This window comes from Hyphomonadaceae bacterium ML37 (assembly GCA_027627685.1).
In the GTDB taxonomy this organism is placed as follows: domain Bacteria; phylum Pseudomonadota; class Alphaproteobacteria; order Caulobacterales; family Maricaulaceae; genus Oceanicaulis.
The window spans coordinates 1,465,795-1,484,587 of record CP091241.1; the positions used below are offsets into that span (position 1 = coordinate 1,465,795).

An 18,793-nucleotide genomic window follows, 5' to 3' on the forward strand; every position below is an offset into this window, starting at 1 on the left:
AAGGACGGCCCTGCGGGCCGCCGCCGTGCGGCGACCGGGCAAAGCCCGGCCGTCCTTGACAGACTGCGATCGCCTTGCGGTTTCCTCCAGCATGGAACGAGGGGGAGGACTGAGCACCGGGTCGTCGACGCCGGGGGCGGGAAATGGGTGTGTGTCCCCGGTTTCCCGTGGCGTCCCATGGGGGTTTGCCGATTGGGTGGTGCGTCAGAGGGGCAGCCCTGAACCTTGCGGCGGCACGCGCTTGTGACCGGCGCCTGTGGCTGGGATCACAGTTTCAGCCCCGACGGCCTGAAGCCGCTGACATTGATCCGGTCGAACACGTCCGCCGCATTGGCGAACAGCGTGGTGGCCTCGCTCATGATGCTGCGCTGGGTGTCCATCATCGCCTGGGCGAGCTGCACGCGCACCTCTGCTGCGGCCAGCAGGATGCTGGACCGCTCGATATCGCGATTGACCAGCCGGGACACGCCGGCGTCGAGAATGTCGCTCATGCGCTGCTGCAGGGCCATGTCCCTGTCCAGGCTGCGCGCCGCGCCGCCATAATAGGCTTCGATGGCGCGAAGGTTCGCCAGCGACTGGCTTACGTCAGAGGTCACCTGGGCCCAGTTGCTTGCAACCGGCTGCTCCCTGCGCCAGGTCTGGACGCCCGCCTGTGCGGCATTTGTGACCGTGTTGATTTCCGAGCCGGACAGCGCCTTGGAATAGACCGCAAGATTGTCAACCTGCGCATTGGTTCCACCATAGAATAGAACTGAGCTTCTCGATGTGGGCATTGTGTTCTGATATTTCACACTGGCAATCAGATTTCCATCGAGATAAACTTGAGAGTCGCGTTGGAAAGAAGAAATGGTGACTGTTTGCCAATTTCCAACATTTAACTTCGGACCAATGACAGTCTTATCGAAGCCCTTTACTACCAAGTTATTATTCGCATCCATGGAAAGAGTAACGGAATCCCGGCCGTGCCCTGATATGATATGCTGCAGAATGTTCCCGGCCTGGTTCGGCCGTATGGATGCATGGACTGTCAAGCCCGGCGTCTCGATGAAGCTCATCTGGTAGTATGAAGCCGAGACCGAAGAATTGCTGCTTTCTCCGTCCGAATAGCTCAAGGTCCCAAAATTTTTGACGTTTTTCAGCGCCGGCGTCCCGAGCGCGGCCGGGTTCATGTTTCCCTCGAACGCGAACGCCGCCAGCAGGTCATCCAGAAGCGGCGCCTTGATCGGCGGGTCGACCGACAGGATCGTGCCCTGGCCCTTTCGCAGGTCATGAGCGGTGATGGTGTTACCCGAGGGCAGGGCGATATCGCCGGTCTGGGTGGCGGCATCGGGATTGATCAGATTGCGGCCGCCAAAGCTCGCCGTCTGCGTGATGCCGTCAAGGCTGGCGCTGAGCGCCAGGAAATCCTCCGACAGCCGGTCGCGCTCCTGTGTGGACAGGCTTTCGTCCTGCAGGCGCAGCGAGAGGGTCTTCATCTCCTCCAGCGTATGACCCGCCGCCTCCAGACCAGCGAGGGTGACGGTGACCAGCGCCTCGGCGCGGTCCAGGGCGCCCATCTGGTTGAGATGCCGGAGCGGCTGGCTCATGGCGTTGCTGGCCTGGGTGGCCGCGACGGAATCGGCCCTGAAGGCAGGCCGTTCGCCATACCCTGCAGTAGCGGCCACGGCCCTGTCCACCGCTGCCCGCGCCAGCGGCAGGGCGCTTCCCGGGGCGTTGAATGGCGCCAGGCTGGAGACGGATGCGACCAAAGGCATTCTGCCACAAAAGGTGATCGCACGGAGCGCGCGATGTCATCAAGCGCCACTCAACGCCAGACGCCTTAAGCTTTGGTTAAATCGACGAAAAAACAGTGACTTGATCGACATGGCGAGCCGCGCTGCAGCGGGCCTCCTGCAGGGCGCGCCGCCTCTCCCGCCAGCGCGCGCGGCGGCAGGGGCTTAACCCGATCTTCATCCTTGAAGAAGCATGGCTTCGAATCAGACAGCCTGGGCCAACTCTAGAAGGGAGCGGTCATGACATCGGTGTCAGGCTTCGCCGCACCCCTCAATGCCGTGTCGAGTGCACAAGCCTCGCAATCGTCGGCGGTTGCGAGCGCAACGTCCTATGGCCAGCGCCCGGCCAGGTCCATGGATGCCGTCTCGGCCATCCAGGTGACCAATGCGCTCAGCCAGCGCCTCAACCATCTCAACCAGATCCGTGCGCTGGAACGGGCCGATGGGCTCGTCAATGTGACCCTTGCCGCCGTGGAGGCCATCGAGGACACGCTCATGGAGATGAGGACGCTTTCGGCGAACCTGCAGGAGGAAAGGCTGTCAGGCGATCAGCGCGACAGATTGACGCTGGTATACGGCGCGCTGGTCGAGCGCATCGGCCAGACGGCCGCCATGGCGGAGTTTGGCGGGCGTAATCTCATCAACCCGCAATCTGGCGGATTGTCGGGTGATGTGGCCCTGCCGGGCGGGATGAGCATCAACGCAGCCGATTTGCGGCCCGGCATCACCGGCGCGATCAGCGATATCGATGTTCTGGTCCCGCCTGCGCTGGAGAACCTGCGCGCTGCCTTTGACTTTGAGGGCAGCCTTAACCCGGTGGCCTGGACGAACGGATTTGGCGGTGCATTCTTTGCACCGGTCGCTGGCGTCACGAATTTGGTTGATACTGGAGCTCACAGAGATAAGGCGCTTCACGTTGATGCCGTAAGTGCAAGGCACAGAACGCAGCTATCCGGCCAGGCAATACCCGCCTACCTGAATAAATCTGTTTCATTTAATTTAAGAGTCGAATCCATCCCTGGTTCAGAACAGCGCGTCTTCAGTTACGGCAAGAACGGGTCGGCAGATCTGGATGGCGACAGGATGTCCCGCATATGGATGGAAGCGGGAACGGGCGCACTGCGGCTTCAAGTGTTCGGGAGCCCCGACGTTCAGACGAATGCCTCTTTGAATGTTGGCCAGTGGCACAATCTGACCCTGACCCAGAGTGGCGAGGGAAGCTCTTTTGGAGACACCAGGCTGTACCTTGATGGTAAACTCATAGCCAGCGTCAATACAGCCATCCCGATGATTGGCCTTGGCAACATGAACCTCCTTTATGGTCAGTTCAGTGATCTGGCTCTCTGGGACCGCGTTCTAGATGGGCAGGGCCTGGCGCAGGCGACGAGCGCCATGAAGCGGGGCGTGCATAACTGGCGCCCCGAGATCACCACGGCGGATTGGGCCTCAAAGATGGCAGCCCTTGACCAGTCGCTGGGCAATGTCCGGCAGGTGGCGCAGCAATATGCCAGCGCATCGCGCTCCATCGCGGCCCAAATGAGTATGCAGCAGCGCATGACCGACATCATCGATGCGGGCGCATCACGCCTGGTCAATCGCGATATCGAGCGGGTGGGGGCGCTTGATGTGGCGGCCCAGGTGCGCACCCAGCTGGCGCAGGCGATGATGCAGACGCAGACCGGCATCATGAATGCCCAGATCGGCCTCCTGTCAAACAGCCTGGCTCTTTTCGACTCCATCAATATCGGCGGGTTCACGCCGGGACGATTGTCGTTGTAGCGACCGCATACCGGCCACCCCCCCTACCTCTTCCCCACAGGCCCCGGTTCCGCCTTCTCGCGCGCCACTTCGGGCAGGCGTTTGTCGAGATAGGTGGTGATGGTGGCTTGCAGCGGCTCGAGATGGTCGCGGAAGAGGTGGCCGGCGCCGGGGATGATCTCGGTGGAGATGGTGATGCCCTTCTGGCTGCGCACCTTGGCCATGGCGCGCACCATGTCGTCGGGCGGCACGATGGCGTCGTTTTCGCCGTGGGCGATGAGCCCTGAGGCCGGGCAGGGCGCCAGGAAGGTGAAATCATACATGTTGGTGGGCGGCGATACCGAGATGAAGCCGGCGATTTCCGGCCGGCGCATCAAAAGCTGCATCGCGATCCAGGCGCCGAAGGAGTGGCCGGCCACCCAGCAATAGCTGGCGCCGGGATTATGCGCCTGGGCCCAGTCGAGCGCCGTGGCGGCGTCCGACAGCTCGCCCAGCCCCTGGTCATAGCTGCCCTGGCTGCGGCCAATGCCGCGGAAATTGAAGCGCAGCACGGAAAAGCCGCGCGCCTTGAACTGGTCGTACAGCATCAGGGAGACCGGGGTCTCCATATGGCCGCCGCCGCGCGGGTGGGCGTGGAGCACGAGGGCCAGCGGCGCGCCGGCCTCCTTGGCGGGGCTGTACTTGCCTTCAAGGCGGCCGGCTGGGCCAGGAATGATCACGTCGGGCATGGGCGGGTCACGCGTCCTGTTGTGAGATAACCAAGCTTTCCAGTCAGGTGTCCGCGCGGGGGCGTAACAGGGCTTCTGGCGAAGCTGGCCGTCAATTCTTGACTCCGGCGCTGGGAGACTTACATCTCCGATAGCGCCATCGGGTTGGATATCGGAGCGGCCTCTTACCACAGGCCGGGCGCAAAGTGCGAGCCGGGCGTGCTGTGGCCGCCCCAGCAAGGGACGATCGACCATGAAGCTGAGCACCAAAGGCCGCTATGCCGTGATGGCCATGGCTGATCTGGCCCGCATGGGCGCCGAAGGCCCCGTCACGCTGAGTGATATAGCCTCGCGCCAGGAGATTTCCCTGTCCTATCTCGAACAGCTGTTCGCCAAGCTGCGCCGGGCGGGTCTGGTCAAGTCTGTGCGCGGTCCGGGCGGCGGCTACCGCCTGGCGCGCACGCCGGCCGAGACGCGGGTGGCCGATATCATGCTGGCGGTGGAAGAGCCGGTGGACGTGACGCGCTGCCGCCACGCGGTGCGCGGCTGCATGACGGCGGGCGCGCGCTGCATCACCCATGATTTGTGGGACGAGCTGGGCCGTCAGATCCAGCTGTTTCTCACCGGCGTCAGCCTGGATGACGTCATCCGCCAGCGCGTGGCCGGGCGTGCGGCGCTCAATCCGCTCATGCTCGAGGCGGCCGAGTGACGGTCTATCTTGATCATAACGCCAGCGCGCCCCTGCGCCCCGAGGCGCTTGCCGCCATGGGCGAGGCGCTGAGCGCGTGCGGCAATCCCTCCTCGGTCCACGGACCGGGCCGGGCGGCGCGTGCGCGGCTGGAGACGGCGCGGCGCACAATCGCCTCGCTGATGACGGCGCGGGCGGAGGATGTGATCTTCACCTCCGGCGGCACCGAAGCGAATAATCTGGCGATCGCGGCGGCGAAGGCGGCGGGCGCCCAGCGCATCATCCACGCGGCGTTCGAGCATGACGCGGTGACGGCGCCGGCGGCGGCCAGCGGCCTGCCGGTGGAGATCTGGCCGGTCTTAAGCACGGGCGTTGTGGATATGGCCTGGCTGGAGGCGCGGCTGGCGGGGGCCGGCGACGAGCGGCTGCTGGTGGCGCTGATGGCGGCCAATAACGAGACCGGCGTGATCCAGCCGGTGGCCGAGGCCGGGCGTCTGGTGCGCGAGGCGGGTCATCTGTTCCATGTCGACGCGGTGCAGATCGCGGGCAAGGCGGACTTTGATTTTGCCGGGTCGCTCGCCCATTTCGCGGCGCTGTCGGCGCACAAGTGCGGCGGGCCCATGGGCGTGGGCGCTTTGATTGCCGCATGCGATGCGGGCGTGAGTGCGCAGATTCGCGGCGGCGGTCAGGAAAGTTACCGGCGCGCAGGCACGGAAAATCTGCCCGGTATTGCCGGGTTCGCCGCGGCACTGGACGCGGCGCTGGCCGATACAGGCGAGGCGGCGCGCATCGCCGCCATCCGCGACCGTCTGGAAGCGCGCCTGAGTGACGCGCGCGCGGACATCACCATCTGGGGCGCCGGCGCGTCGCGCCTGCCGGGCACGAGCTGCCTGTCGGCGCCGGGCTGGGCGAGCGAGATCCAGGTGATCGCCATGGATCTGGCGGGCTTTGCGGTGAGCGCTGGCGCGGCGTGTTCGTCGGGCAAGGTGCGGCGTTCGAAGGTTCTCGACGCCATCGGCGCGGGCGATGAGCACGCGCAGAGCGCGCTGAGGGTCAGTTTTGGCTGGTCGAGCACGATGGAAGAGGCCGAGGCGTTCGCCGCGGCCTATGTGAACGCCAGGTCACGCGCATTGCCGCGCGCGGCTGTGGCGGTCTGAAGCGATGAAGAAAGTAGCGTAACATGGCTGCGGTGAAAGAAACCATCGAGGACGTGCGTCAGCTGGAAGCTGACAAGTACAAGTACGGCTTCACCACCGAAATCGAGCAGGAATACGCGCCCAAGGGCCTCAACGAGGACATTGTGCGCTTCATCTCGGCCAAGAAGAACGAGCCGCAATGGATGCTGGACTGGCGCCTGGAGGCGTTCGCGCGCTGGCTGAAGATGGACGAGCCGGTCTGGGCCAATGTGAACTACCCCAGGATCGACTATCAGGACGCGTATTACTACGCCGCGCCCAAGGATGCGGCCAAATACAAGAGCCTGGACGAGGTGCCGCCAGAAATCCTGGAGACCTATAAAAAGCTCGGCATTCCCCTGCGCGAGGCCGAGGTTCTGCTGGGCGTCGAAGGGGCGCTGGACACGACGGCGGCCGAGGCGCGCGAGCGTCCGCGCGTGGCGGTGGACGCCGTGTTCGACTCGGTCTCCGTGGCGACCACCTTCAAGGCCGAGCTGACCAAGGCCGGCGTAATCTTCATGTCCATCTCCGACGCGCTGCAGGAATATCCTGAGCTGGTGCGCCAGTATCTCGGCAGCGTCGTTCCGCCTACGGACAATTACTTTGCGACGCTCAACAGCGCGGTGTTTTCGGACGGTTCCTTTGTCTACGTGCCGCCGGGCGTGCGCTGCCCGATGGAGCTGTCCACCTACTTCCGGATGAACGCGCAAGGCACGGGCCAGTTTGAACGCACGCTGATCATCGCCGACAAGGGCGCGTACGTGTCCTATCTCGAAGGCTGCACCGCGCCCATGCGCGATGAGAACCAGCTGCATGCGGCCGTGGTGGAACTGGTGCTGCTCGATGACGCCGAGATCAAATACTCCACCGTGCAGAACTGGTGGCCGGGCGATGCCGAGGGCAAGGGCGGGGTGTATAACTTCGTCACCAAGCGGGCCGATTGCCGGGGCAGGAATTCCAAGGTCAGCTGGACTCAAGTCGAGACCGGCTCGGCGATCACCTGGAAATATCCAAGCTGCGTGCTGCGCGGCGATAACAGCCAGGGCGAGTTCTACTCCATCGCCGTGACCAATGGCCGCCAGCAGGCCGATACCGGCACCAAGATGATCCATCTGGGCAAGAACACGCGCTCGCGCGTGATCGCCAAGGGCATCTCGGCGGGGCGGTCCGACCAGACCTATCGCGGCCTCGTCTCGGTGCACGCCAAAGCCGAGGGCGCGCGCAATTTCACCCAGTGCGACAGCCTGCTGATCGGTGATCAGTGCGGCGCCCACACCGTGCCCTATATCGAAGCCAAGACCCCCCACGCCACTTTGGAGCACGAGGCGACCACGTCGAAACTGTCTGAAGACCAGCTCTTCTACGCCCGCCAGCGCGGCCTCGACGAGGAGACGGCGGTGGCGCTTCTGGTCAACGGCTTCTGCCGCGAGGTGCTCCAGGAACTGCCCATGGAATTCGCCGTAGAGGCCCAGGCGCTCCTGAAAGTATCGCTGGAAGGGAGTGTGGGGTGATGGGTGCCTCTTCTCGCGTTTCCCCGGCGAAAGCCGGGGCCCAGCAATGCCGGTCCGACTGGGTCCCGGCTTTCGCCGGGAAAACGCTTTGGGGCGGCTTGGCTGTCTCTCGAGGGCCGGAAGAGTGGCGGCGCAGTGCCTCAGAAATCAATAAAAACAGACTGTTGAAAGCTTATCATCATGCTTGAAATCAAAAACCTCCACGCGCGCGTCAACCCGGAAGAGGGTGAGGCGCTGGCTATTCTCAAGGGCGTGGACCTGATGGTGCCGGCGGGCGAAGTGCACGCGATCATGGGGCCGAACGGGTGCGGGAAATCGACCCTGTCCTATGTGCTCGCCGGCCATGACGGGTATGAGATCACCGACGGCGCCATGGCGTTCGAGGGCGAGGATATTGGCGAGCTGGCGCCCGAAGAGCGCGCCGCGCGCGGCCTGTTCCTGTCGTTTCAATACCCGGTGGAAATCCCCGGCGTGCCGACCCTGACCTTCCTGAAAGAAGCCGCCAACGCCCAGCGGCGCGCGCGCGGCGAGGAGGAGATCAAGGCGCCGGACTTCATCAAGTTGGCGCGTGAAAACGCAGCAAAACTGGGCATTTACAACGATATGCTCAAGCGCCCTGTGAATGTCGGTTTTTCCGGCGGCGAGAAGAAGCGCATGGAAATTTTCCAGGCGCTGATGCTGGCGCCCAAATTCCTGATCCTGGACGAGACAGACTCAGGGCTCGATATCGACGCCCTCAAAGTCGTGGCCGAGGGCGTCAACGCCCTGCGCAGCCCTGAGCGGGGCATGCTGGTGATCACGCACTATCAGCGCCTGCTCGATTACCTCAAACCCGACGTGGTCCATGTGATGGCCGCCGGCCGGATCGTGGAGACGGGGGGAGCGGAGCTCGCCCTCGCACTGGAAGCCGAAGGCTATGAGAAATACGCCGGAGCCGCCGCCTGATGACGATCCCTGTGAAACTCTCCGCCTTTGAAGCGGCGCTGGCCCAGCAGCTGCCTGAGGGCGATCTGCGCGCCGAGCTTGAGGGACGCGGCCTGCCGCACCGGCGGGTGGAGGACTGGAAGTGGAGCGATCTGCGCACCGCGCTGGCGCGCCTGCCGGCGGATTCAGGCGAGCTGGTCCTTGACGCCTCGCGCGCGCCCGATGCGCGCCGGCCCCTGATGGATGCGCCAGACCAGATCATGGCGCGCCTGGCCGCGGCGCTGGGCGGTCAGGCGCAGGTGTTTGACCTGCACAATGGCGAGACGCTGACCCTGGACGCCTCGGTGGCGGCGGGCGCCGGACACGGCGCCATCGTGGTGCGCGCGCGCGACGGCGTGCATGCGGTGGTGCGCGAACGCTACTCCGCGGCGCCGGGCGCCACGCTCAATCTCTACATCCACTATGCCGTCTCGCCGCGCGCGCATCTCACCCGCATCATCGAGCAGGATGCGTCGCCGGACGCCGTGATCGTGGTCACCACCACGATGGATCTGTCCCAGCGCGCCCACGCCGCCCAGACCACGCTGGGCTTTGGCGCGAAACTCGCCCGGCTAGAAACAAACATCAGCCATGGCGGGCAGGGCGCCACGCTGGAGATGAATGGCGCCTATCTGGTGGGCGAGGGGCTGCATCTCGATCAGACCGGCATCGTGCGCCATACCGGCCCGGGCGGGACCACGCGCGAATTGTTCAAGGGCGCCGTGGCCCATGGCGGGCGGGGCGTGTTCCAAGGCAAGATCCATGTGGAGCGCGCGGCCCAGAAGACCGACGCGAAGATGAACCATCGCGGCCTGTTGCTCGATGGGCGCAGCGAGATTGACGCCAAGCCGGAGCTGGAGATTTACGCCGACGACGTGGTGTGCGCCCACGGCAATGCGCTGGGCGCCATGGATGCGGCGGCGCTGTTCTATATGCGCCAGAGGGGCCTGTCCGAACCGCGCGCGCGGGCGCTGCTGACCCAAAGCTTCCTGGCTGAACCGCTGGAGCGGCTGAGCGACGAGGCGGTGCGCGAGGCGCTGCTGGGCAAGCTGCAGACGGCGCTGGAGGCGGTGTCATGACGGCGCCCGCCTATATTGAAACAATGTTCGAACCCCATTCGGTGCGGGCGCAATTTCCTATCCTGACGCGTCAGGTGAATGGCAAGCCGCTGGTGTATCTGGACAATGCGGCCTCGGCCCAAAAGCCCGAAGCGGTGATCGAGGCGGTGGCCGATGTGTGGCGCCATTCCTACGCCAATGTGCATCGCGGCCTGCATACCCTGGCCAATGAGGCCACCGAGGCGTTCGAGGCGTCGCGCGCCAAAGTCGCGCGCTTCCTGGGCGCGGCGCGGGCGCAGGAGATCGTCTTCACCAAGGGCGCGACCGAGGCGATCAATCTGGTGGCGGCCTCCATCGGCGAGACGCTGGTCGAGGGTGACGAAATCATCCTGTCCCAGATGGAGCATCACTCCAACATCGTGCCGTGGCACTTCCTGCGCGAGCGCAAGGGCGTGGTGATCAAATGGGTTCCGGTGACCGAGGACGGCGCGCTGGACCTGGACGCCTATGAGGCGCTGTTCACGCCGCGCACGCGCTTTGTCAGCTTGGTGCACATGTCCAACGTGCTGGGCACGGTAAACCCGGCCAAGCGCCTGACGGACATCGCCCACGCCCATGGCGTGCCGATCCTGTTTGACGGCACCCAGGCGGCGGTTCACCTGGCGCTGGATGTGCGCGAGATCGGCTGTGATTTCTACGTCTTCACCGGCCACAAGCTGTACGGCCCCAATGGCGTGGGTGTGCTCTATGCAGCGGGCGACTGGCTGGAGCGGATGGCGCCCTGGCAGGGCGGCGGCGAGATGATCGCCGAGGTCAGCGAGACCGGCGTGGTCTATGCCGACCCGCCGCACAAGTTTGAAGCCGGCACGCCGGTGATCGCCGAGGTCATCGGGCTTGGCGTCGCCATTGAATGGGTGCAGGCGCTGGACCGGGCGGGCGTGATGGCGCACGAGCGCGCCCTGCTGGACCGGATCGAGGCGGGCCTGAGCGATATCAGGGGTCTGCGCCTGTTCGGGCGCACACAGGACAAGGGCGCCATCGCCTCCTTCACCATTGAGGGCGCCCATCCCCATGATCTGGCGCAGATCATGGACAAGTATGGCGTGGCGGTGCGCGCGGGCCATCATTGCGCCCATCCGCTGATGCAGCGCTATGGCGTCACTGGCACGGTGCGCGCCAGTTTTGCTGCTTACAACACGACAGAAGATGCAGACGCCTTCCTCGAGGCGTTGCGCAAGTCGATCACATTCCTCATCTAGGGATCATGACCATGGACACCGGCGTTTCGGCCCCTCGCGATATCATCGATCTCAATGCTCCGGCCGCTGCGGCCGGACAGGACGAGGCTGCGCCCGCCCAGGCGCGCACCAATGCGGCCGAGTCCGATCTGCCCCCTGAAGAGATTGCGCGCATCACAGACGATGTGATCGCGGCGCTCAAATCGGTGCATGATCCGGAAATTCCCTCCGATATCTATGAGCTCGGCCTGATCTATCAGGTCGATCTTGAGGCCGACGGCGTGCTGAAGGTGGAGATGACCCTGACCGCGCCGGGCTGCCCGGTGGCCGGTGAGATGCCCGGCTGGGTGAAAGATGCGTGCGAGCGCGTGGACGGCGTCTCGCGCGCCGATGTCAGTCTGACCTTTGATCCGGCCTGGACGCCGGCGCGGATGTCCGACGAAGCGCGCCTGACGCTGAACATGCTGTGACCGGAGACCGACCCATGACCCGCCCCCGCCCCAAAGCTGTCACCCTGTCTGACGCCGCCGCCGAGCGCGTCAAATCGCTGATGGCGCGCCAGGGCAAGGGCTTCCTGCGCGTCGGCGTGAAGAATGGCGGGTGCGCGGGCATGGAATACGTCATGGACTATGTCGCCGAGCCCGCGCCGCTGGACGAGCGGGTCGAGGACAAGGGCGTGGAGATCGTGGTCGATTCCAGCTCGCTGCTCTTCCTTCTGGGGTGCCAGCTCGACTACGAAATCACGCCGCTGCACGCCAAATTCGTGTTCCGCAATCCCAACCAGACCGATGCCTGCGGCTGCGGCGAGAGCGTCACCCTGACCGCAGCGAGCGCCATCAGCTGAGGTCTGCGCCGCGCACTTGAACTCAAGGGTCTGAGCAGGCTTTGTGGCGGCGCTGATCCTTGGGGGGTGACTCGTGAAGCTCTATGTCTCGCCGACATCGCCATATGCGCGCAAATGCCGGGCTCTGATCATCGAGAAGAGCCTGGAAAGCCGGATTGAGGTGGTTCATTGCGCCCCGCTGGACGATCCGGCGGACCTGCTGGCGGCCAATCCGCTGGGCAAGGTGCCGGTGCTGGAGCGCGACCGCGCCCCGGCGTTGATGGATTCCCCGCTGATCTGCGAGTTCATCGACACGCTCACAGACGAAAACTGGATCCCGCAGCGCGGCGCCAGCCGCTTCTCCGTGCTGCGCCAGCAGGCGCTGGCTGACGGGCTGGTGGATCTGATCATGGGCCGGCGCATCGAGACCGGCCGCGAGGCCGCCCTGCAATACCCATTCTGGGCCGAACGCTGGGAGCGCGCCATCGCGCGCACAATGACGGCGTTGACCGAGGAACGGGCCCAGTTCGAGCGCTCGGTGGATCTCGGCGCGCTCTCTGTGGCCGCAGCGCTGGGCTATATGGATTTGCGCTATGCCGAGTATGGCTGGCGCGACCGCCATCCTGAGCTCGTTGAGTTCGCCGCCCGCTGGGCCGAGCGCGACAGCTTCATCCAGACCGCGCCGCCGGCGGGCGCCTAGCGTTTCGCTGGGTCTTCGAGGTTGCGGGCTTTGGCCTCGGCGCGCATGCCGGCCAGCCATCCCACAAGCCCGGTCAGACCGAACAGCGCGCCTGAAAACGGCGCAATGCGCTCGGGCAGGGCGAAGGCCATCGCCACCACAAGCGCTGTCAGCAGGACCACGCCCGCTGCAAACTCGATCTCGCTGCGCGTGAAAGCGCGTTCGCGCGGGCTCAGTTGCAAGGGTATGGCGCGTGACAGGGCATGCGCATGCAGCGCCGCGAAGACCAGATACACGCCCGCCAGGAACCCCCCATAGATCAGGTACAGCCATTTGACCTGGTCGAGGCTGAGCACGGCCTCGATCTCTGACGCGGATTCATAGCCGCCCGTGAACAGGGTGATGACGAACACCGCCATGAATTTCAGCGGGAATATATAGGCCAGCACCAGCAGGAGCAGGACGCTGTTGAGCGCGGTGACCGTGCGGTCCTGCAAGCCGAAGCGGCGGAAATAATGGTGGTGTGTGTACCAGATCAGAATGATCAGCGCGAAGCAGACCGCCAGCGCCAGCGCCTCGCGCCACAGCCCGACGAGCTCGTCAAAGCTGCGCGGCACGATTTCGACCGCCGCCAGGGCGAGGACCAGCGCAAAGACGATGTCGGAGAGGTTTTCGGTGCGCGATACATCGCCGCCGCGCCAGGTGAACTGGGAATCCCCCGTCAGATCATAGCGCCGCGCCATACCCCGCCCCGATTACAACAGGAGCTCAGAATGGTCGGAACGCGGCGCTTTGAAAAGCCTGGGAGCGCTCCGGTCAGGCGGCGACAGCGCCTTTAGAGGCATCGCCGTCAGCGGTCCAGCGATTGCGGCCTGTCTGCTTGGACTTGTAGAGATTGGTGTCGCAGCGCTCAATCAGGGCTTCGATGGATTCGCCGTCGCGGTACTGCGAGACGCCTAGAGAGATGGTGATATTGCCCAGATCCTCATTGGTGGATTTGCGCAGCAGGCGCTTGCTTTCCACCGTGGCGCGGACTTTCTCGGCCAGTATGCGGGCCTCGTCCATGCCGGTGCGCGGCATGACGATGGCGAACTCCTCGCCGCCATAGCGCGCCACCACATGGTAGTCCTTGGAGAAGCGCGCCAGGCAGGCCGCCACGAATCGGATGATCTGGTCGCCGGTCTGGTGGCCCCAGGTGTCGTTGAAGCGCTTGAAATGGTCGATATCGCACATGATCAGCGTCATGGGCGTGCTCTTGAGGTCGGCCTCGCGCCGGGCGGCGCGCATGGATTCGTCAAAGCGTTTGCGGTTGGCGATGCCGGTGAGGGCGTCGGTCATGGACTCTTCGCGCACTTTCTCAAGATTGGTCTTGAGAAGGTTGACCTCCTGGTGGGTCTCGAGAAGGCGCTTTTCCAGATCGCGCGAGCGGCGCTGCATGCGGGCGGTGGCCGAAACCAGGCCTTCGATCATGCGCTTCATGGAGGCGGCGTCCGTGGCCGTGTCGAGCTCGCCCGTGGCGCCGGCCAGCACCTGGCCATACGCGGCGGTGTCGCGCTCGGCTGCTTCCAGTGACTTCACAACCGCGCCCAGTTCGCGGCTCATCGCGCCGCCGACCTCTAGCACCGCATCCTGAATGCGCTTGTAGGTGAAGTGGCGATCGTAGAGCTCCTCCAGGAAGGCCGGCTCGAACGGCCCGCCCGCATCGAGCGCGGTGCGCACTTCGGCGCACAGCTCGGCGTTCGAATCCGCGGTGAAATGGGTGAAGAGCGCGTAGTTCTGAGGCGTCGGCGCGACGCTCTTTTCGGCCATAAGGTCGAGCGCCCGGCGTGCGATCTCAATGCCTTCGGATGTTTGTAGCCTGCCGCTCACGCCGCGTCCCCCGAACTGAATGCCTGGCCGCTTTCTGCAGCCTGCTTGACGGGAGAATATGCGCAGGAAAGGAAATATCGGGTAAACGGCGCCGGTTTTCAGATGGCCTTGCGCAAAAGAAAATCGGGCACGTGGTCGCCAAAGCCGACCGGGGCGTCGTCTGAATCGTTGCCGGAATAGGCGCCGCGATCCTGGCGCGGCTGACGCGGGGCGCTGTCAGGGCGCACGGTTTCTGGCTTGGCCATAACCGGTGCAGCGGCCTCAGGGGCGGGCGCAGGGCGGGCTTCGCCGGAGCGGCCAGCGTCCGACTCTGAGCGATCGCTGCCACCCCGTTCGCCGGCAGCCCGGTCGCGGCCGCCGCGTTCACCGCCCGAGCGGCGTCCGCCGCGGCGGCGGCGCGAGGACCGGCCTTCGCTTTCGCTGTGTTCGGCTTGGGCGGCGGGACGGTCAGCGGGCGCTTCGGACGGCGCATGCGCAGCCGGTGCATCGGCGGACGGCTCTGCAGACGGCTGACCCGGCGAGGCGGCGCGCACCGGCGCGTCCGAGCCATCGAGCATCAGCGTCTCGGGCTCGCTGCCGACCAGCTTGGTCACGGCGGCCAGCGCCTTGCGGTCGGCGGGCGTCACGATGGTGATGGATTCGCCCAGCAAACCCGCGCGGCCCGTACGGCCGATCCGGTGGACATAGTCATCGGCGTTGCGCGGAATATCCATGTTGAACACATGGCTCACCGCCGGAATGTCGAGACCGCGGGCCGCCACGTCGGAGGCCACGAGCAGGCGCAACTCGCCGGATTTGAACTGGGCCAGCGTCTTGGTGCGCAGCGACTGGTCGAGATCGCCGTGGATCGGCGCGGCCGAGAAGCCGTGGCGCTGGAGCGAGCGGGCCACCGTGTCCACATCGCGCTTGCGATTGCAGAAGATGATGCCGTTCTTCACGCCGTCCCGGTTGATCGCCTTGCGCAGGGCTTCACGCTTGGTCTTGGGCTGATCATCGGCCACGCGCACCACGTATTGCTTGATGGTGTCGGCGGCGTGGGCCGGGCGGGAGACTTCGACCCGCTCGGGATTGTTCAGGAAGGAGGCCACGAGGCGCTGGATCTCGTTGGGCATGGTCGCCGAGAAGAACAGGGTCTGGCGCCGCGCCGGCAGCAGGGCGACGATGCGTTCGATATCGGGAATGAAGCCCATGTCGAGCATGCGGTCGGCCTCGTCGATGACGAGGATTTCCACGCCCATCAGCAACAGTCCGCCGCGCTCGACATGGTCGAGCATCCGGCCCGGCGTCGCGATCACAATGTCGGCGCCGCGGTCCAGAATGTCCTTCTGCGGGCCGAAGGCGACGCCCCCGATCAGCAGCGCCATCGTGAGCTTGTGGTTCTTGGCGTAGGTCTTGACGTTCTCGGCCACCTGGTCGGCGAGCTCGCGCGTCGGACACAGGATCAGCGAGCGCGGCATGCGCGCGCGCGCGCGTCCGCGCGACAAGCGCTCGATCATCGGCAGGGTGAAGGAGGCGGTCTTGCCGGTCCCGGTCTGGGCGATGCCCAGCACGTCACGCCCTTGCAGGGCAAAGGGAATGGCGCCGGCCTGGATCGGGGTCGGCGTGGTGTATCCGGCGTCGGCGATAGCCGACAACAGCTTGGGGCTGAGCCCGAGTTCTTCGAAGGTCATACGCCTCTGGGGTCGCTTTCTCTGGCCAGCCGGCGTCCGGCGGGCAGTTCACAGCGCCGCTTCAGGGCGCTCATTTCGTGCGGCGCAACATACGCTCTGGCCATTGTGAGTCAATGTGTCCGCCCGCCCGCCACAGCCGCGCGCGGGCGGCTGTGGCTCCGGCGCCATGGAGCGGGACTTATTCGCCCTGCCGGCTCGGGTTGCGGAAGGCGCCGCCGAACTGGACCGCGTTCATGAACACCCGTGAAGTGCCGCGGAAATAGGCGCGGAAGGCCGGGTTGTCGGCGAACAGGATCACCGCGCCCGATCCGCGCCGTTCCGCATGCACGGCCCCCAGCCCGGCGAGCGCATCGCGATTGGCCTGTGACGCATAGCCGGCGAGCAGCGGGTCCGGCCCGGCATAGCGCAGGGGCAGGGCGAACGGGTTGCCGCCCGCCGCAAACGCGTCCTCGCCAATGCGCTGGACCGCCAGGGCGGGCTCGCGCAGGCCGAAGCCCAGCGGGTGGCTCAGATCCACTTCTGCGCCGAAGATCGCGCCGGCAATGTCTTCTTCGGTGTCCCAGACGCTCATGTCCTCATAGGCGCGCGGCTCCGGCGCGCCGCCGCCAGCCTCGCGTTCGGCGAAGCGGGCCGAGGACAGCTCGCGGTCCATCACCCAGCGCGCGCCGCCGCGCGTAGCGATCAGCACGCCGCCCGCCCGCACCCAGGCGTCCAGCTGCGCCGTCATGCTGTCGGGCAGGGCGCCATAGCTGCCGTGGGGCAGGATGATGCGGTTATAGCGGCTGAGATCGGCGCGCGAGAGCTCGGTGACGTCGATCTGAGAGACCGCCATGCGCATTTCGGCGTCCATAAGGTGCCACAGCTCGCCCGCGTCATTCACGTTCACGCCGCGTCCGGTGACCAGGAGGATGTCGGGCCGGGTCAGCGCGGACAGGGCGAACCCCCCCAGATCCGATCCGCGCGTGGTGTGCGAGGTGCGCGCGGCATGGACCGCGACGTAGTCCTCGCGTGCGGCGCGCACCATGAGGGCATGCAACGCGTCAGCATCAATCGGCTGGCGTGTGACCGGAACGACGATGGCGCCGCGGGCGACCTCCACCTCGCCATTATCGGTGACCACCGTGATCGGATCGGGGACCATCTGGGCGCGCACGCCGGCGGCCTGCAGGCGGTAGAGCGCGCGCGGGGCGTAATAGCTGTCCCAGCTCATCACATAGGCGACGCGCGCGCGGGCAGGTTCAGGCGCGGCGCGCTCGATGCGGGTGACCCGCTCGCCCGTCAGGGTGGGCGCGAACAGGCCGGTGCGCACGGCGGAATATTCCAGCCCCCAGGCCAGAGGCTGGGTCCAGCCGGACACATCATAGAACTCGGTCTTGTCGTCGACGATCTGGGTTTCAAACAGGCCCTGGACAATGCGGTACTGGTCCTGGCGCACGGGGATGATGAAGGCCTCGCCGGGGCTATAGACGCGTCCGTTCTGGCGCAGGGTCTGGGACAGTTCGCGCACCTCGATCTGGTGGGTATCAAGCACTTCGAAGAAATCGGCCAGGCGCGCGCGGTCATGGGAGGTGAACACCCAGGCGCTGACGGGATCAGCTGCGGCCCGGCGCCGGCTCTCATTGAAGAACTGGCGCATATGGGCGTGCAGATCGGCGCGGTGATGCTGGCCGGCGCGGTACAGGGCGAGCAAAGCGCGCGCCTGCTGGCCGACCTTGTCGTCGTAGCGCTGAACGCCGAAATCGGTGTCCATGAGGATGCCGCGCGTGGAGCTCTGCTCGAACAGATAGGGCACCGAGCCGATCAGGCCGGGATAGCTCGATCCGTAGCCCAGATAGAAATCGTCGAACAATTCCTCGCTGACATAGAGCTGGCCTTCGCCGTCCAGCTGGTCGCGCAGGAAGCGGTTCATGGCGAGGTTCAGCTCAAGCGAATCCTGGCTGAGCAGCGGGTGCAGGCCGTCCAGCGGGCCGGGCGAAAAGAAATAGGTCGTGTTCGATCCCATCTCGTGCATGTCGGCGGCGATATTGGGCAGCCATTCATGGGTCACGCGCACCAGAAGCCGCGCTTCAGGCTGCATGACCGGCAGCCACTGCCGGTTCAGGTCGAACCAGTAGTGATTGGTCCGGCCCCAGGGCCATTCATGATAATGCTCGCGGCTTTGCGGGTCAGCGACCGGCGCTTGGGCGCGGTGCATGTTGGTCCAGTTGGCGAAGCGGTCCGCGCCGTCGGGATTGATCATGATCACGAGGATGATCACGGTCTCGTCCAGCATCCGGTCCATTGCCTCGCCCCGGCCGGCGGCGAAGTGATAGAGCAGCAGGGCGGCTGAATCGTAGCTCGACGGCTCCGAGCCGTGCACGCCGAACGTGGTCTGGATGATCGTGGGATGGTTCTCCGGCGCGGCGTCCGCGCCGGCGCGCATCAGGCCCAGCTGGGTCTCGCGGATATCATCGAGGCGCGCATGGTTTTGCGGCGAGGTGATGATGACCCGCTGGATCGGACGCCCGAACCCGCTGCGTCCCACTGTCTCGATGGTCATGCGGTCTGAACTGGCCACTATGGCGCGCGCATACTCGCTGTGCATCGCCGGGGTCCAGATGATGTCGCCAATGGCGAAGCCGGTGATTTGTTCCGGGCGCGGCGTGCCGGGATCGTAGGTGATGTCCTGATTGAGCAGCGCCTCGACGGGCTTGGGTTCGTACTCCTGCGCCACGGCGCTGGCGCAGCTCAGCGCGAGGCTGGCGGCGAGCGCAGTTACAAGGCTGACGGCGAGACGCACGGCGATACCATTGGCGAGCAGGCGCAGCATGATCAGAAACTTCCCCAATTCCTCCGGCCGGGCCGGGCGTCACAGCATGTGGGTGCGGACGGTAAGCGCTGAA

16 protein-coding genes are annotated in these 18,793 nt (G+C 65.5%); 10 read left to right on the forward strand and 6 right to left on the reverse strand.

The window, feature by feature from the left end:
- Positions 1 to 266 precede the first annotated feature (266 nt).
- The gene (locus L2D01_07230) at positions 267 to 1,664 is read right to left on the reverse strand and encodes a hypothetical protein (protein WBQ11569.1); all 1,398 of its coding nucleotides are present in this window, start codon (positions 1,662 to 1,664) and stop codon (positions 267 to 269) included.
- Positions 1,665 to 2,012: 348 nt separating this feature from the next.
- On the opposite strand from L2D01_07230, the gene L2D01_07235 reads away from it, so the two are divergent.
- Positions 2,013 to 3,551, forward strand: a complete 1,539-nt coding sequence (locus tag L2D01_07235) for a LamG domain-containing protein (protein WBQ11570.1) — start codon at positions 2,013 to 2,015, stop codon at positions 3,549 to 3,551.
- A gap of 23 nt (positions 3,552 to 3,574) precedes the next feature.
- On the opposite strand, the gene L2D01_07240 is transcribed toward L2D01_07235, so the two are convergent.
- Positions 3,575 to 4,258, reverse strand: coding sequence for an alpha/beta hydrolase (locus L2D01_07240; protein WBQ11571.1), 684 nt, complete (start codon positions 4,256 to 4,258; stop codon positions 3,575 to 3,577).
- A gap of 232 nt (positions 4,259 to 4,490) precedes the next feature.
- On the opposite strand from L2D01_07240, the gene L2D01_07245 reads away from it, so the two are divergent.
- The 9 genes from L2D01_07245 (at position 4,491) to L2D01_07285 (ending at position 12,393) form a co-directional block, all read left to right on the forward strand.
- Entirely contained in the window at positions 4,491 to 4,946 is a 456-nt protein-coding gene (locus L2D01_07245; GenBank protein WBQ11572.1) for an Rrf2 family transcriptional regulator, read from the forward strand.
- The gene (locus tag L2D01_07250) at positions 4,943 to 6,082 is read left to right on the forward strand and encodes a cysteine desulfurase (GenBank protein WBQ11573.1); all 1,140 of its coding nucleotides are present in this window, start codon (positions 4,943 to 4,945) and stop codon (positions 6,080 to 6,082) included. Before L2D01_07245 ends, L2D01_07250 begins: the two co-directional genes overlap by 4 nt.
- Positions 6,083 to 6,105: 23 nt before the next feature.
- A complete protein-coding gene (gene sufB, locus L2D01_07255) occupies positions 6,106 to 7,611 on the forward strand; it encodes a Fe-S cluster assembly protein SufB (protein ID WBQ11574.1) in 1,506 nt (501 codons plus the stop codon).
- A 174-nt stretch (positions 7,612 to 7,785) separates the two neighbouring features.
- The gene (sufC, locus tag L2D01_07260) at positions 7,786 to 8,556 is read left to right on the forward strand and encodes a Fe-S cluster assembly ATPase SufC (protein ID WBQ11626.1); all 771 of its coding nucleotides are present in this window, start codon (positions 7,786 to 7,788) and stop codon (positions 8,554 to 8,556) included.
- On the forward strand, positions 8,556 to 9,653 hold the full coding sequence (locus tag L2D01_07265; protein WBQ11575.1) for a SufD family Fe-S cluster assembly protein: 1,098 nt from the start codon (positions 8,556 to 8,558) through the stop codon (positions 9,651 to 9,653). Before sufC ends, L2D01_07265 begins: the two co-directional genes overlap by 1 nt.
- Positions 9,650 to 10,891: a cysteine desulfurase gene (locus tag L2D01_07270; GenBank protein WBQ11576.1), complete on the forward strand. Its 1,242-nt coding sequence runs from the start codon at positions 9,650 to 9,652 to the stop codon at positions 10,889 to 10,891. The genes L2D01_07265 and L2D01_07270 overlap by 4 nt, the downstream gene beginning before the upstream one ends.
- An 11-nt stretch (positions 10,892 to 10,902) precedes the next feature.
- On the forward strand, positions 10,903 to 11,340 hold the full coding sequence (locus L2D01_07275) for a DUF59 domain-containing protein (protein ID WBQ11577.1): 438 nt from the start codon (positions 10,903 to 10,905) through the stop codon (positions 11,338 to 11,340).
- A 14-nt stretch (positions 11,341 to 11,354) separates the two neighbouring features.
- On the forward strand, positions 11,355 to 11,714 hold the full coding sequence (locus L2D01_07280) for an iron-sulfur cluster assembly accessory protein (GenBank protein ID WBQ11578.1): 360 nt from the start codon (positions 11,355 to 11,357) through the stop codon (positions 11,712 to 11,714).
- A 73-nt stretch (positions 11,715 to 11,787) separates the two neighbouring features.
- Positions 11,788 to 12,393, forward strand: a complete 606-nt coding sequence (locus L2D01_07285) for a glutathione S-transferase (protein WBQ11579.1) — start codon at positions 11,788 to 11,790, stop codon at positions 12,391 to 12,393.
- Here L2D01_07285 and L2D01_07290 read toward each other — a convergent pair.
- The 4 genes from L2D01_07290 to L2D01_07305 all read right to left on the reverse strand — a co-directional run bounded on the left by L2D01_07290 (position 12,390) and on the right by L2D01_07305 (position 18,720).
- A complete protein-coding gene (locus L2D01_07290; protein WBQ11580.1) occupies positions 12,390 to 13,115 on the reverse strand; it encodes a DUF1211 domain-containing protein in 726 nt (241 codons plus the stop codon). The two genes, L2D01_07285 and L2D01_07290, sit on opposite strands and share 4 nt — an antisense overlap.
- Positions 13,116 to 13,188: 73 nt before the next feature.
- The gene (locus L2D01_07295; protein ID WBQ11581.1) at positions 13,189 to 14,241 is read right to left on the reverse strand and encodes a GGDEF domain-containing protein; all 1,053 of its coding nucleotides are present in this window, start codon (positions 14,239 to 14,241) and stop codon (positions 13,189 to 13,191) included.
- 98 nt (positions 14,242 to 14,339) lie between these two features.
- On the reverse strand, positions 14,340 to 15,911 hold the full coding sequence (locus tag L2D01_07300; GenBank protein ID WBQ11582.1) for a DEAD/DEAH box helicase: 1,572 nt from the start codon (positions 15,909 to 15,911) through the stop codon (positions 14,340 to 14,342).
- A gap of 178 nt (positions 15,912 to 16,089) precedes the next feature.
- Positions 16,090 to 18,720 carry a M14 family metallopeptidase gene (locus tag L2D01_07305; protein WBQ11583.1) on the reverse strand — a complete coding sequence of 877 codons (2,631 nt, stop codon included), beginning with the start codon at positions 18,718 to 18,720 and terminating at the stop codon, positions 16,090 to 16,092.
- Between the last annotated feature and the right edge of the window lie 73 nt (positions 18,721 to 18,793).

What these genes read in the sequence shown, in the direction of transcription:
- L2D01_07235 (WBQ11570.1), top strand. Translation starts at nt 2,013, where the DNA reads ATGACATCGGTGTCAGGCTTCGCCGCACCCCTCAATGCCGTGTCGAGT.
- L2D01_07240 (WBQ11571.1), bottom strand. Translation starts at nt 4,258, where the DNA reads ATGCCCGACGTGATCATTCCTGGCCCAGCCGGCCGCCTTGAAGGCAAG.
- L2D01_07245 (WBQ11572.1), top strand. Translation starts at nt 4,491, where the DNA reads ATGAAGCTGAGCACCAAAGGCCGCTATGCCGTGATGGCCATGGCTGAT.
- sufB (WBQ11574.1), top strand. Translation starts at nt 6,106, where the DNA reads ATGGCTGCGGTGAAAGAAACCATCGAGGACGTGCGTCAGCTGGAAGCT.
- L2D01_07265 (WBQ11575.1), top strand. Translation starts at nt 8,556, where the DNA reads ATGACGATCCCTGTGAAACTCTCCGCCTTTGAAGCGGCGCTGGCCCAG.
- L2D01_07270 (WBQ11576.1), top strand. Translation starts at nt 9,650, where the DNA reads ATGACGGCGCCCGCCTATATTGAAACAATGTTCGAACCCCATTCGGTG.
- L2D01_07275 (WBQ11577.1), top strand. Translation starts at nt 10,903, where the DNA reads ATGGACACCGGCGTTTCGGCCCCTCGCGATATCATCGATCTCAATGCT.
- L2D01_07280 (WBQ11578.1), top strand. Translation starts at nt 11,355, where the DNA reads ATGACCCGCCCCCGCCCCAAAGCTGTCACCCTGTCTGACGCCGCCGCC.
- L2D01_07290 (WBQ11580.1), bottom strand. Translation starts at nt 13,115, where the DNA reads ATGGCGCGGCGCTATGATCTGACGGGGGATTCCCAGTTCACCTGGCGC.
- L2D01_07300 (WBQ11582.1), bottom strand. Translation starts at nt 15,911, where the DNA reads ATGACCTTCGAAGAACTCGGGCTCAGCCCCAAGCTGTTGTCGGCTATC.
- L2D01_07305 (WBQ11583.1), bottom strand. Translation starts at nt 18,720, where the DNA reads ATGCTGCGCCTGCTCGCCAATGGTATCGCCGTGCGTCTCGCCGTCAGC.